Annotated in this window: 11 protein-coding genes; 6 read left to right on the top strand and 5 right to left on the bottom strand. The window is 33.9% G+C overall.

From position 1 onward, the window contains the following. Nucleotides 1–49 precede the first annotated feature (49 nt). Genes OO775_RS12120 through OO775_RS12110 form a run of 3 tightly spaced genes read left to right on the top strand, consistent with a single transcriptional unit; the run spans nt 50 to nt 2,806 of the window. Nucleotides 50–1,438, top strand: coding sequence for a dipeptidase (locus OO775_RS12120; protein ID WP_264847450.1), 1,389 nt, complete (start codon nt 50–52; stop codon nt 1,436–1,438). A gap of 42 nt (nt 1,439–1,480) precedes the next feature. Then, nucleotides 1,481–1,903: a hypothetical protein gene (locus tag OO775_RS12115; protein ID WP_264847449.1), complete on the top strand. Its 423-nt coding sequence runs from the start codon at nt 1,481–1,483 to the stop codon at nt 1,901–1,903. A 9-nt stretch (nt 1,904–1,912) separates the two neighbouring features. Beyond that, the gene (locus tag OO775_RS12110) at nt 1,913–2,806 is read left to right on the top strand and encodes a GYDIA family GHMP kinase (RefSeq protein ID WP_264847447.1); all 894 of its coding nucleotides are present in this window, start codon (nt 1,913–1,915) and stop codon (nt 2,804–2,806) included. A 1-nt stretch (nt 2,807) separates the two neighbouring features. Here OO775_RS12110 and OO775_RS12105 read toward each other — a convergent pair whose 3' ends face one another. The 5 genes from OO775_RS12105 to porK form a co-directional block, all read right to left on the bottom strand. Continuing rightward, the gene (locus tag OO775_RS12105) at nt 2,808–3,872 is read right to left on the bottom strand and encodes an NAD(P)/FAD-dependent oxidoreductase (protein ID WP_264847445.1); all 1,065 of its coding nucleotides are present in this window, start codon (nt 3,870–3,872) and stop codon (nt 2,808–2,810) included. 78 nt (nt 3,873–3,950) lie between these two features. After that, a complete protein-coding gene (porN, locus tag OO775_RS12100) occupies nt 3,951–4,853 on the bottom strand; it encodes a type IX secretion system ring subunit PorN/GldN (RefSeq protein WP_264847444.1) in 903 nt (300 codons plus the stop codon). 21 nt (nt 4,854–4,874) lie between these two features. After that, entirely contained in the window at nt 4,875–6,434 is a 1,560-nt protein-coding gene (porM, locus tag OO775_RS12095) for a type IX secretion system motor protein PorM/GldM (RefSeq protein ID WP_264847443.1), read from the bottom strand. 31 nt (nt 6,435–6,465) lie between these two features. Then, complete coding sequence (gene porL / locus OO775_RS12090; protein ID WP_264847442.1) at nt 6,466–7,152, bottom strand: type IX secretion system motor protein PorL/GldL; 687 nt, start codon at nt 7,150–7,152, stop codon at nt 6,466–6,468. Nucleotides 7,153–7,190: 38 nt separating this feature from the next. Further along, nucleotides 7,191–8,576, bottom strand: coding sequence for a T9SS ring complex lipoprotein PorK/GldK (gene porK, locus OO775_RS12085; protein WP_264847441.1), 1,386 nt, complete (start codon nt 8,574–8,576; stop codon nt 7,191–7,193). A gap of 276 nt (nt 8,577–8,852) precedes the next feature. On the opposite strand from porK, the gene asnS reads away from it, so the two are divergent. From asnS to OO775_RS12070, 3 genes are all read left to right on the top strand, one after another. Next, nucleotides 8,853–10,283, top strand: a complete 1,431-nt coding sequence (gene asnS, locus OO775_RS12080; RefSeq protein ID WP_264847440.1) for an asparagine--tRNA ligase — start codon at nt 8,853–8,855, stop codon at nt 10,281–10,283. Nucleotides 10,284–10,441: 158 nt separating this feature from the next. Continuing rightward, a complete protein-coding gene (locus tag OO775_RS12075) occupies nt 10,442–12,811 on the top strand; it encodes a TonB-dependent receptor (RefSeq protein WP_264847438.1) in 2,370 nt (789 codons plus the stop codon). Between the two features lie 19 nt (nt 12,812–12,830). Beyond that, nucleotides 12,831–13,646, top strand: coding sequence for a DUF4249 family protein (locus OO775_RS12070; RefSeq protein WP_264847437.1), 816 nt, complete (start codon nt 12,831–12,833; stop codon nt 13,644–13,646). Nucleotides 13,647–13,849 lie beyond the last annotated feature (203 nt).

Below are 13,849 nucleotides of genomic sequence, written 5' to 3'. Positions count from 1 at the left end.
TTTTGCCTAAAAAAACATGTAACTTTGAAGTCCAAAAAATCATTTTCTTATGTCGTCTATAAAAAATTATATCGAAACAAACAAAGAACGTTTGATTAACGAGCTCATTGAAATACTTAAAATACCTTCTATCAGCGCCGATTCTGCTTACAAACAAGATATTCTAAAAACTGCTGATGTGGTAAAATTGGCTCTTGAAAAAGCAGGCTGTGATTTAGTTGAAATTTGCGAAACACCAGGCAATCCGATTGTATATGGAGAAAAAATTATTGACCCAAAACTTCCTACGATATTAGTTTATGGTCACTATGATGTACAACCTGCCGACCCCATCGAATTGTGGGAATCTGCTCCTTTTGAACCAATTATCAAAAAAACAGAACTTCACCCTGAAGGAGCCATTTTTGCGCGTGGTTCAGCCGATGACAAAGGTCAATTTTATATGCACGTAAAAGCGTTAGAATATATGACTTCAACTAATTCACTACCTTGCAATATCAAATTTATGATTGAAGGTGAAGAAGAAATTGGGTCAAGTAGCTTAGGTTGGTTTGTTAAAAGAAATCACGATAAACTTAAAAATGACATTATCCTGATTTCTGACACAGGAATGATAGCCAAAGATACGCCTTCTATCACAACAGGGCTTCGAGGATTGAGCTACGTTGAAGTAGAAGTTACAGGAGCTAATCGTGATTTACATTCGGGTTTGTACGGAGGAGCAGTTGCCAATCCTATCAATGTTTTGTGTCAAATGATTGCCTCGCTTCACGATGAAAATAATCATATCACAATTCCCCATTTTTATGATAAAGTACAAGAACTTTCAAATGAAGAACGAGCCGAGATGGCAAAAGCACCTTTCTCTCTTGATGATTATAAAAAATCACTAAACATCAATGACATACACGGAGAAAAAGGATACACAACCAATGAACGAAATGCTATTCGACCTACTCTTGATGTAAATGGAATTTGGGGAGGTTATACAGGAGAAGGTGCTAAAACAGTTATTCCAAGTAAAGCATTTGCTAAAATTTCGATGCGACTTGTTCCTAATCAAAATTGGGAAGAAATTACTGAACTTTTCACCAAGTACTTTGAAAGTATTGCTCCAAAAAGCGTAACAATCAAAGTATCAGCTCATCACGGTGGACAAGCCTATGTAACTCCTATTGACAACATCGGTTATCAAGCAGCATCTAAAGCTTACGAAATTACTTTTGGTAAAAAACCCATTCCTATGCGTTCCGGAGGGAGTATTCCTATTGTTGCTCTATTTGAAGACGAACTCAAAAGCAAATCTATTCTTATGGGATTTGGGCTTGATAGCGATGCTATTCACTCCCCTAATGAACATTATGGTATTTTTAATTATTTGAAAGGAATCGAAACAATACCTTATTTCTTTCAGAATTTTGTAGATTTGCAAAAATAAATTTACGAACAAGGTTTAAAAATTGACTTAACATTCAAACTCATGAAAAATTTTCTTATATTTTTCTCTTTCCTTTATAGTAGATTTTCTAATGCACAAACCGATATAGACCATTTTTTAGGAAATTGGATTAGTACGACGCAACTTATTGCCCAAGTAGGAGATATTCCCCATTTTACTATCGGAATTGAAAAAAAAGCAGGTGGTAATTTGTGTCTAAATTATTGTTATGTTTCTCCCGACGGAAAAAATGAGGATTGCTCTTCAAGTTATAAATGCTCAGCTTTGATAGATATTTCAAACATTAAAGATAATTCTTTTGAAGTAGATTTCATAACAGCAAATAACCAACAAGGGCGAGCACTTATTACGAAACAGAGACAATACCTATATTGGAAACTAATTATTCGACCTAATCAAGTTGATTTTCTTCCACAAGAAGAAGTTTTTGCCAAAGATTTATAAATTTTTCGTATGACTCTTTATAAAAGTAATGGAAAATTACTTCTTACAGGTGAGTATGTAGTTCTTGATGGTGCTTTAAGCCTTGCATTACCTACGAAATTGGGACAAAGTTTACGAATTTTCCCTTCTAAAGAAAAAGGGATTCTTTGGAAAAGTTTTACTAATGAAAAATCTATCTGGTTTGAAGAAAAACTTTTCTCAAAAAGTTCCAATTCAATAGCAAAAACATTAGAGAAAATTTTGCTCTGCGCCAAAGAGCAAAATCCAAATTTCTTACTTAACAACGAAGGAGTTGTTGTAGAAACTTTATTAGATTTTCCTCAAAATTGGGGATTAGGTTCCTCCTCAACCCTTATCGACTGCATCGCTCAATGGGCAAAAGTTAATCCTTACCAATTATTATTTGATAGTTTTGGAGGAAGCGGATATGATATTGCTTGTGCAAGAGCCCTTTCTCCAATACTTTATCAATTAAACAATAAAACTCCAAATGCTTATCCGATTGATTTCCAACCACCTTTTAGTCATAAATTATTTTTTATTCATCTGAATAAAAAACAAAATAGTAGAGAAGGTATTTCCCAATATCGAAAATTCAAAAAAAGTAAATCCAAAATTATTGAACAAATTACTGAAATTACCGAAAATATCCTCAGGTATCCGTCTGAAACGGAATTTTGTGAATTGTTAATAAAACACGAGGAAATAATTTCAAAATGTATAAATACTATTCCTATCCAAACCCAATATTTTTCTGATTTCGAAGGAGTTACAAAAAGTTTAGGTGCTTGGGGGGGAGATTTTATACTTGCTTTTGGAGAATCTGATTATATTCATAATTACTTTATTTCCAAAGGATTTAAAACAATTCTTCCTTTTAAAGAAATAATCCGTAACAAATAACCTACTTTTGATTTCTAAGACGATAACGCTTTTGAAAACGACTAATATTCATTTCTTTTTCCAAAGGTTTTTCTTTTTCAATAAAATCAAACAAAGCAGTAGCTGTATAGGGAGCAAGCATAGCTCCTCGAGTTCCTAAGCCATTGAGTATAAACATGTTTTGTATCTCAGGATGTACTCCTACAAGAGGTCGTCTATCCAGTACTGTTGGGCGTACAGCGGCTTGTTGGTTAATAATGGTAAAATCACAACTTATTAAGTTTTTGAGCTTATCTATAAGTTCTTCCTTCCCTTGCTCTGTTATTGTATCGGTTGTATCTTTATAATTATATGTTGCCCCTACTTTATAAGTATTTTCTTGATTTGGAAAAATAAATCCAGCTGATTTGATAATATCTTTTATATGTAAATCAGGAGCAGAAAAAGTAAGTAATTCTCCTTTACATCCTTGCATTGGTAAATAAGTAAAATAAGGATTTTTCATAACGGCATATCCTTCACAGAAAACTATTCGCTTAGCGACAATGCCTTTGTATAAAACGCCTTCTTTATGAAATTTTACTGCAGAATAATCAAATTTTTCTTTATAGAAAATATTTTTTTTATTGATTTTATCTCTATAAGCACTGAGCATATTGTTTGTAAGAATACGTCCTGTGTGTAATACCTCTCCCAGACCAAAAGGCGTATTTATATAAGAATTAATTTCTTTTATAATTTTAGTAGATAAAAATGAAGAAAGTTCAGGTTTATCTGAGGCTACAAACCAATTATTTTGCTCTTCCAATGAGGCAAATTTTCGCAATATTCGAATTGGAGCTATTAGTTTTACTCCCAAATCTTCTTGCATTTCTACATAAAAATTTTGCAAGAGTTGTATCTGTTGCGTTGCTTTCCATACGGGAGTAAATCGTTTGAGTACTACCGGATTATAAAGTGCTCCTGAAATAGAGGTTGAAGAAGAAGAGCCATCATCAAAAACAACAAAATCTTTTTGATTTTTATTCAACAAATGCGCCAAAGCTACACCTGCAAAACCAAATCCTACAATTATATAATCTTTCATATTATAAATATAAAATGGAAAAAAACGCTTCAAGTTTTGAAGCGTTTTTCTTCTTTATAAGAATTTTTCAAATCATTTTTAGTAAGCCCACATATCCTGTTCTCTATCTCGGATACGTTCTTTAATTCGGTCTGCTTCTAACAATTGATATAATGCATTATCAGGGATATAACTTTTGATAGCTCTATCTCCATAAGCATTATCTTCTTTATAGATAACTGCTGTAAAGCGTCTTGAATTGAGCAAATGGTCAAAAGAAAGCGGTCTAGCTGAGTTTTTAGCATTAAATACTTTCGCATTATGTAAAATATCACGAGCTGCTGGGAACCAAACCCAGAATAATTCAACCAAATTAGATTCTGAATCGTCTGTACCAAGTACACTCACATCGGGTGCTACAGGAGCTAAACCAAGCAGACGATATTTTAACTCTCCTTGACGTTTGTCAAAATACCATAATCCTTTAATACGATATTGTACAATGTCACCTGCAGTAATATCAGTTCTTACAATATACTCAGGAGGTAACATTTCTCCAGAGTTAAGCAATTCATAACCAGCATCTAACGTATCTGCTTTAGAAAGACTGAACTTCAGATCATCGTAAGTTCTTTTTTCAGTAAAATATGAATCCACATACGTTTCCTTAAGCCTTCCTTCTTTCATTGCTCTAAGTAATACATCGTATAGTGAACGTCTATCAGCACCAATATCGATTGTATCAATGGGGAATAATAAAGGAAAGTTCACTCTTTCATCTAAATCAATTATTTCCCACGTTGTGGTTGACCACATAATATCTCTATCATCTACATAAACGTAAGGCAACGGATTATCGTTATCTGACTCTATTTGAGCTTCACTCTTACGTCCAATTTCAGAAGGTGTTTTTGCATTCAATAAATTTGCTTGAGCAAAGGTTGATTGACTCAACAACAATAATAATGCAATAACAAATCCTATATTATTCCTTTTTGACATAGTTTAGTATTTTTCTGTTAATTATAATACTTCAATTGATATCGGAGTTGCAGGTACTGGTGTACCGCTGTATCCTGATACGTTATATCTGATTTCAGAAATCTGAATAACATCACCTTTTCTTGCTCTATTAACTGCTGCCGCTGCTGCTGCACTTTGGCTAACTCTATTTCCTTGAACTACAATACTTGGCTGTCCAGGAACTAATATTCTGAAAGATGTTACACGAGTTGACAAATCAAAATCAAAATCATTATACATAACTGATATTTCCCCAGCTGTAATATTTTGCTTTCCTAATTTAACAGCTCCCGTAGTACGCAAAATTGCTCCTTCTGGTTTTGGAAGCCCTTTGATTCGGAATTTTTTAGATGAAGTAAACTTTTGTCCATCAATAGTTCCTGTAACAACGATATTAACTTCTTTACCTTGACCTGGATTCATTACATAACTTGAACCACTTTTTCTAGACAAACCAGGTGCTGAAGCTGTAATTTTATTATCAGGAACTCCAGGCATTGATATAGTCATTGGGTTTGATACTCCTCGATACACTACATTCATTTTATCTGCAGAAATAACAGCTTCATTAGGACGAGGGATAGTAGTAAAAGCCTGATCTACATTTACTGGAACTTCTTCTCCATCTTGTTCATAAAAAAGAGTTCCTGTTATTTTATGGTCTCCCACATTTCCAGTATTCATCTTCAATACTATTTTTCCCTCTTGCACATCATATTCAGAATCAGCTAACTTTCTACCATCAACACTAAGATCTACTTTACTTGGTTTCGTTGAATTATCTTTTCTTCCTAATACAATTGCTCCTTCAAATGCTTGGTTTGCATAAAAAGCTCCTCGTGCTTGTTCCAACAACGTGGTGTAGTTTTTCATTGAAATTTCGCTTTTCATTTGCTCTCCTAACATAACTGCATAGAAATCTTGTTCTGTTTGTCGGATATCAGCCTGAATTTGAGACATTTTGGTAACAGCTGCAATGTAAGGAAATCCTTCATAGTTGTAATTCAACCAATTTTGAGTATTCCCTTCTCTGTCTTTAACTTTACCATTTTCTCCATAATCAAAACGTTTTTCAACAGTTGATTTAAGATCTGTTCCTTTCTGTCCTAACAATTCTATAATGTTTTTACGGAAGTTTTGATAGTTTTCAACATAAGTCTTCCCTTCTTGTGTCAAACCTCCTGCATTGAAGAATTTACTATCTAAATAATCAGATTTATCCATTACTTGATAATCTTTTTTATCAGAAGCCTGAGACATTACATCTGTTTTTAAAGATTCAAGATATGAATAATAAGTATCTGATAATTCTTTTACTTTTTGAGCCTTTTCAAGAGATTCTTGAAAATCTTCTGGTTTTTCAGCTGCTTTGATTTTAAGAGATTCAAAAGCTACTGCGATATTTTCTTGTGCGCGTTTGTTTGATGTTTCTATTTTCTCATTCATCAATCCGAATGCACTTAATACTTCTTTTCCCATATTAAGAGCCATCATCGCGATAAAAACGAGATACATCAAGTTAATCATCCGCTGCCGTGGTGATAATTTTGCTCCTGCCATTACGTAACTTTTTTAACGTTTGGATTAAAAATTATTTATTGAACCCCATAGCAGACAACATTCCACCATACACACTATTGAGTGATTTCAGATGTTCTTTAAATGAACTTACTTGTGCATTCAACGAATTCAAATTATCAACCATTCCTCCCTGCGCATTCACTTGCATTTCTGTCCTCTCTAATTGAATCTTGTACAAAGAGTTTAATGATTCTAAATGAACTGCAGCTAATGAAAGTTCTTCTCCGTATTTGTGAGTAGAAGCCATTGCATCGGCGACAGGAGCTATCTCTCTAGCTGCCCCTTCAAAATTACGGATACTTTTTGCTAATGATTGCATCAAATCAGCATCTACTTTTGCTTCTTTAAGAATTCCATCTAATTTTTCAGAAAGAGATTCTTTAAGAGCTTGAGTTTCTACTTCTTTAACAGCAACTTTTTGATTAAATCCTAATTGATTTCCTCTTGACTCTCCTCCTGCTAATTCAGGATATACAAGAGACCAATCATACTCTTTATCTACTGGCTCGAATGCAGAAACCACAAAAATACAAGCCTCTACTATCAAACCAAAACCTAAAACCATTCCACCTGTTATAACACCTGGAATTAAATCAATGTGAAGAATTTTACAAAGAGCTCCGATAATTACTACTGCTGCTCCTAAACCATAAACCATATTTATGATTTTTTTTGTTGATTTTCTTGAATTTGCCATTTTTATTTAATATTAAAATTATTTTTTATTTTTTTGTTTTATTGTCTTCTTTTTCCAACACGACCTGAACTACCTACTGTTTCTGCTCCCATAAAGTCTTGTACAGTTCTAAATCCTATATAACTACGTGCAGAATCTTGATATTCATAATCACGCGTATTAACTTGCAAATAGTAAGCTACATCTTTCCAAGAACCTCCACGAATCACTTTTCTTTTATTGTTAAAATCATTTACATTAGGATTCATTCCTGACATATATTCGTAAGAACTCGGATCGTATGATGTATTTGTCCATTCAGACACATTACCAGCCATATTATAAAGATTGTAATCATTTGCTTCATACGATTTTGCTTCAACAGTATAAAGCGCATTATCAGCGGCATAATCTCCTCTCATAGGTTTAAAATTAGCCATAAAACAAGCCTTACTATCAGTGGTATAAGGTCCTCCCCAAGGATAAGTAGCCGATTCTAATCCTCCACGAGCAGCAAATTCCCATTCAGCTTCAGTAGGCAAACGAAATGAATTCACCAAATCTTTCTTTTTAGCCTTTTGATAGGTGTTTTTGTTGATCGTACGCCATTCGCAAAACGCCTTTGCTTGCTTCCAAGAAACCCCAACCACGGGATAATCGCCGTATGCTTGATGCCAAAAATAATCATTGTGCATAGGTTCATTGTAAGAATATTCAAAGTCTTTTATCCAAACTGTAGTATCGGGATACACTTTCACAATTTCTTCCTTTATAAAATCTTTACGTCCTCCTTTTTTGGAGCGAGCCGCTGCTTCAATATCCATCCACTGATATTTAAAGACTAATTTTTCAACATCTAATGGACGTTTTCCATTATACATTTCATCAACAGGAATATACATGGTATCCATAACCTCTACGTAATACTCATCAGGATATTTATTTTTATCCCAAACTAGTTTTGTCTTACGATTGATTTTACGAGTTTCTACTCCATTTTGCCCATCTGCGTAATTCTCATACATATATTTATCATATACGCTCAAATTCTCAGAATCAGCATCTAAGAAAGCATATTCTCCAATACCTCCACTTCCAGCGGTTTGACCTGTTTCTTCAGCCATTATCGCCAAACGTCTACGTACAATAGAATCACGTACCCAATTAACAAATTGACGATATTCACTATTGGTAATTTCAGTTTCGTCCATATAAAAAGAACGAACTGTTACCGTTTTTGTAGGAGCATCTTCCGCATGAGTTTTATCATAGTCTGCACTACCCATCAGAAAAGCGCCACCTGGAACCAACGTCATCCCATAAGGTTTAGGTTGTTTCCAACTTTTACCCTGTACTCCTACCAATTCTCCTCTATCTCCACCTCCACAGGCTACCAAAGATGTAAGGATCACCAAAAATACTACTCTTTTCAGTTTTAATATCATAATTTACAATATTTTTTCAAGGGACAAATTTACTTAAATTATTTTTAAAAATCCAAACTATTTTTAAAATATTTTTTCAACAATATGTTGATAACTCTAATTAAATTGTTAAAATGATTTTTATAATTATTCTTACCACGGGGCAAAGTTAGAAAAAAGTTCGGAATAAAAAAGTTTTTTCTATATTTTTTTGTAAATTTTTCTTCGTTTTGTATCAAAATCAATAAAAAAAACCGATATTTGCAGGGATTTTTTTCATTCAAAAAAATAATAAATATGTTTAAAAGTATCAAATCTATCTTAAAAGAAGGTACAATTGGGCAAGAAATTACCCTAAAAGGATGGGTTCGTACCTTTCGAAGTAATCGTTTTATTGCAATAAATGACGGCTCTACCATTGAAAATATACAAGCTGTTGTTAACTTTGAAAATTTTAATGAAATTTTCTTAAAAAGAATTACTACTGGAGCTGCTATTGAAGTAACAGGAAGTATCGTTGAGAGTCAAGGTAAAGGACAAGCAGTAGAAATTTTAGTCAAAGAAATGCAAATTTTGGGAGACTCTGACCCCGAAATTTATCCTATTCAACCAAAAAAACATTCGTTGGAATTCTTACGTGAGCATGCACACTTACGTATCAGAACTAATACTTTTGGTGCTGTGATGCGTGTTCGTTCTACATTGGCGTATGCCATTCATAAATATTTTCAAGACAATGGTTTTTTCTACGTAAATACACCGATCATTACAGGGAGTGATGCAGAAGGTGCAGGAGAGATGTTTCGTGTAACAACCCTTGATGCTAAAAATCCGCCACTTACCCAAGAAGGTAATATAGATTATAAAAAAGATTTCTTCGGCAAGGAAACGAATTTGACTGTTTCGGGGCAACTCGAAGGAGAAACTTTTGCAATGGCTTTGGGAAAAATATACACTTTTGGACCTACTTTTCGAGCTGAAAACTCCAATACATCTAGGCATTTGGCTGAATTCTGGATGATAGAACCCGAAGTGGCTTTTCTTGATTTGGTAGGAAATATGGACTTGGCAGAAGATTTTATTAAATATGTTTTAAAATATACACTTGAAACTTGTCGAGAAGATATTGAATTTTTAGAAAAACGCCTTCAAGAAGAAGAAAAAACAAAACCACAAAATGAACGAAGTGAATTTTCTCTTATCGAAAAATTAGAATTTGTTATCCATAATAATTTTAAACGAGTAAGCTATACAGAAGCTATTGATATTCTGAAAAATTCTAAACCTAATAGAAATAAAAAATTTAGCTATTTAATTGATGAATGGGGAGCTGATTTGCAAAGCGAACACGAGCGTTATTTAGTCGAAAAACATTTTAAATCACCCGTTATTTTATATGATTATCCTGCCAAAATCAAAGCTTTCTATATGAGGTTGAACGAAGATGGGAAAACAGTTCGCGCTATGGACATTCTTTTCCCTGGCATAGGAGAAATCGTAGGAGGTTCGCAACGCGAAGAACGTTATGATGTATTGGTTGAAAAAATAAAAGCAATGGGGATTGACCAGAAAGAACTTTGGTGGTACTTAGATCTACGTAAATTTGGTACAGCAGTACATAGTGGCTTTGGGCTTGGTTTTGAACGTTTGGTATTATTCACAACAGGAATGACAAACATTCGCGATGTCATTCCATATCCACGCACACCACAAAATGCCGAATTTTAACATTTATACCATTAAATATATACAATCAAAAAAAATTAGTGGACTATAACGTGAGTTATTTGCTTAGCTCGCGTTATTTTTTTATCAATTTTTCTACATAAAATATTTATATTCCCTATTTATTTTCTTAATTTTGCCACTTTAAATTTCTTTTAATTATGAAAAGAAAAATACTTTTTTTACTATTTTTATTGTGGGTAAGTAGTAGTTTTTCTCAGCAAAAATATACCATAAGTGGTAGTATTTCTGATAAATCTAACGGCGAAAAATTGCTTGGAGTAAACTATATTGTTCATAATTTAACCACGGGAACAACAACCAACGAATACGGATTTTATTCACTAACACTTCCTTCGGGAACTTATTCTATTTCGATTGAATATCTCGGTTTTCAAACAATTACTGAAACGATTGAACTTTCTCGAAATATTCAGAAAAATTATCAGCTTTCTCCTGAAACAATTACTCTTTCTGACGTAATAGTTTCGGCAAATGCTATCCAAAAAGCAGATATACGAAAACCCGAAATGAGTGTTGTTTCAATTCCGATAGCTACGGTCAAGAAACTTCCTGTACTCATTGGCGAAGTTGATATCGTGAAATCTTTATTACAACTACCCGGAGTAAGTAATGCTGGTGAGGCTTCATCAGGATTTAACGTACGTGGAGGTGCTGCTGACCAAAATCTGATTTTACTTGATGAAGCTACTATTTTTAACGCCTCACATTTGTTTGGTTTTTTGAGTGTTTTCAATGCAGATGCTGTTCGAGATATGAAATTATACAAAGGAGGTATCGCTGCCCGTTATGGAGGTCGTATTTCCTCAGTATTAGATATTTATCAAAAAGAAGGTAACAAAAATAATTTGGCAATGACAGGTGGTATTGGTATTTTATCTTCTCGGTTACTTGCCGAAGGTCCTATTGTAAAAGATAAAAGTTCTTTCCTAATTGCAGGACGTGGCTCGTATGCTCACTTGTTTTTAAAACTGACAGATAACAATAGCTCTGCCTACTTTTATGATTTGAACACTAAACTAAGTTATCAACTCAACAATAATAATACGTTATACCTCTCAGGGTATTTCGGAAGAGATCATTTTTCTCTTTCTAGTTCTTTCAAAAATATTTATGGAAATTCGCTTATCAATGTGCGATGGAATCATTTGTTCAGTGACAAATTATTCTCTAACTTATCTATGATTTATAGTGATTATTATTATGGTGTAGGTATTGGTTTTGTCAAATTTCAGTGGGATTCCAGAATTAAAAATTTCAACTTGAAATATGATTTTAAACATTATTTGTCCGAAAAAACTAAACTTTCGTACGGAGTTCAAGGGCTTTACTATGTATTTGACCCAGGGAAACTTTATCCCACAGACGCATCTTCTTCGGTTGCTGAACGAATTTTACCTAACAAATATGCTCTTGAAATAGGGATATATACCGATGTTGAGCAAACTATTACCTCTTCGTTGAATATTTCATACGGATTGCGATTGAGTTCGTTCTATCACTTAGGAAAACGCGATGTAAATCTGTATACCAATGACCAAGCTGTTGTTTTCAATGCAGACAGACAAGTATATGAAAAAGCAACTCCCATAGGTACAAAAACATACAAAAGTGGTAAAATTATTGATTTATTCTCTCACCTTGAACCACGGTTAACCCTTTCGTATGCACTGAATGATAACCGCTCTATCAAAGCCAGTTATGCGCGAATGGCTCAGTATTTGCACCTAATTTCTAACACCTCCTCTCCTACTCCGTTAGATGTTTGGGCCCCCAGCGACCAGTTCTTAAAACCTCAGCATTCTGACCAATTTGCCTTGGGTTATGCTACCAATTTTGCCCAAAATAAATTTTCTTTGGAAGTAGAAACCTATTACAAAACGGTCGAAAATCGGTTAGATTACATAGATGGTGCAGACCTGATAGCCAACGAAGCCATAGAACAGGTTGTGCTCAACGCACATACTCGCTCTTACGGATTGGAACTTTTGCTACGAAAAAATACAGGAAAATTGACCGGTTGGATTGCCTACACGCTTTCCAAATCGGAACAACGCACACCGGGTCGTACGCCCGAAGAAATTGGTATCAACCACGGGAATTGGTACAATACTCCTTATGACAAACCTCACGACCTGTCCGTTACAGCCACTTATGCCCTTTCGCCTAAATGGACTTTGGGTGCTGTTTTCACACTACAAACAGGACTTCCTGCAAATTTTCCCGTAGCAAAATATGAATATTCAGGTTTAACGATTCCTAATTATAGCAAACGAAACGAATATCGCTTGCCTACCTACCATCGGCTTGATTTGGCGGCAACATATACGCCTCAAAAGAAAGACAAACGCTGGAAAAGCGAATGGACTTTTGGAGTATATAACCTATACGACCGAAAAAATGCAACTTCTATCTTTTTCCGTCAAAACAGAGATACACAACGCAATGAAGCTGTCAGATTGTCTATTTTCGGTATTGTACCTAGTGTAACTTATAATTTTAGTTTTTAGTTTTTAAAATAAATTCCTGATGAAAAAAATATTTTTTACAATATTCGTTTGTACATTTCTCAGTTGTGAAGAACTCATTAATTTGAACTTGGATACGCAACAAAAAGAAATAGTTGTCGATGCCGCTATCGATTGGGAAAAAGGCACCGCAGGCAATGTTCAAAAAATAAAACTCTTTTATACTTCTGATTATTATTCAGACCAAGAATCAGAAAAAATAGACAGTGCCAACGTACAAGTAACAACCGACACCGAAACGTTTTCTTTCGTAGAAACGTCAAAGGGTGAGTACGTTTGTGATAATTTTACCCCTACTTTGAATAAAGATTATCATCTGTCAATCACTCACAATGGAAAAAATTTCACCTCGCAAGGCACAATACTCGAAGCTCCCAATAGTAGTGATATTCATATTTCACAAATGGAAAATGGTGGTTTCCTCGGAAATGAAATTATGCTACAAATTGATTTTACCACCGACCCTACGCAAGAAAACAATTTTGTGGTTCGTATAAAAGCTTCGGGAGACAAGCAAGAACGCTATTTTGCCATTGATGACAAGTATTATACCGCTGGCAAATTTCTTTTCTTCATCAGAGGTAAAGATGAAAAATTCAAAAAAGATGACACAGTTGAAATTACGCTATACCGTGTTACCAAAGAATATCGACAAATTTTTCATTTATTATCTAATATTTCTTTGGAAAATGCTGCACCGTTCGTTTTCCCTGCTCGTGTTTATGGAAATGTTGTCAATACACAAAATCCAAAAGAAAATCCGTTGGGAGCTTTCCGTGTAGCTCAATATTCAAGTATTACCTATACCATAAAATAATTTTTCATAAAAAATTATTCCCTTTATTTGTGAATAGTTGGTAAAATTATTGAAATAATAATACTTTACCCATTTCAACTTTCAAAATAAAAATTGGGTGGTAATTTTAATAGATTTTAATTTGTATATCCGTAATTAAAAATAATTTTGTATATTTGCCTCAAAATCAATAGTTATGAATATTTTCAGTTTCATGGCGCATT

Origin of the sequence: Capnocytophaga catalasegens (assembly GCF_026005215.1) — a bacterium.
GTDB lineage: Bacteria > Bacteroidota > Bacteroidia > Flavobacteriales > Flavobacteriaceae > Capnocytophaga > Capnocytophaga catalasegens.
Note: the sequence above shows the minus strand (reverse complement) of the source record. Positions and strands in the feature narration are given on the sequence as shown.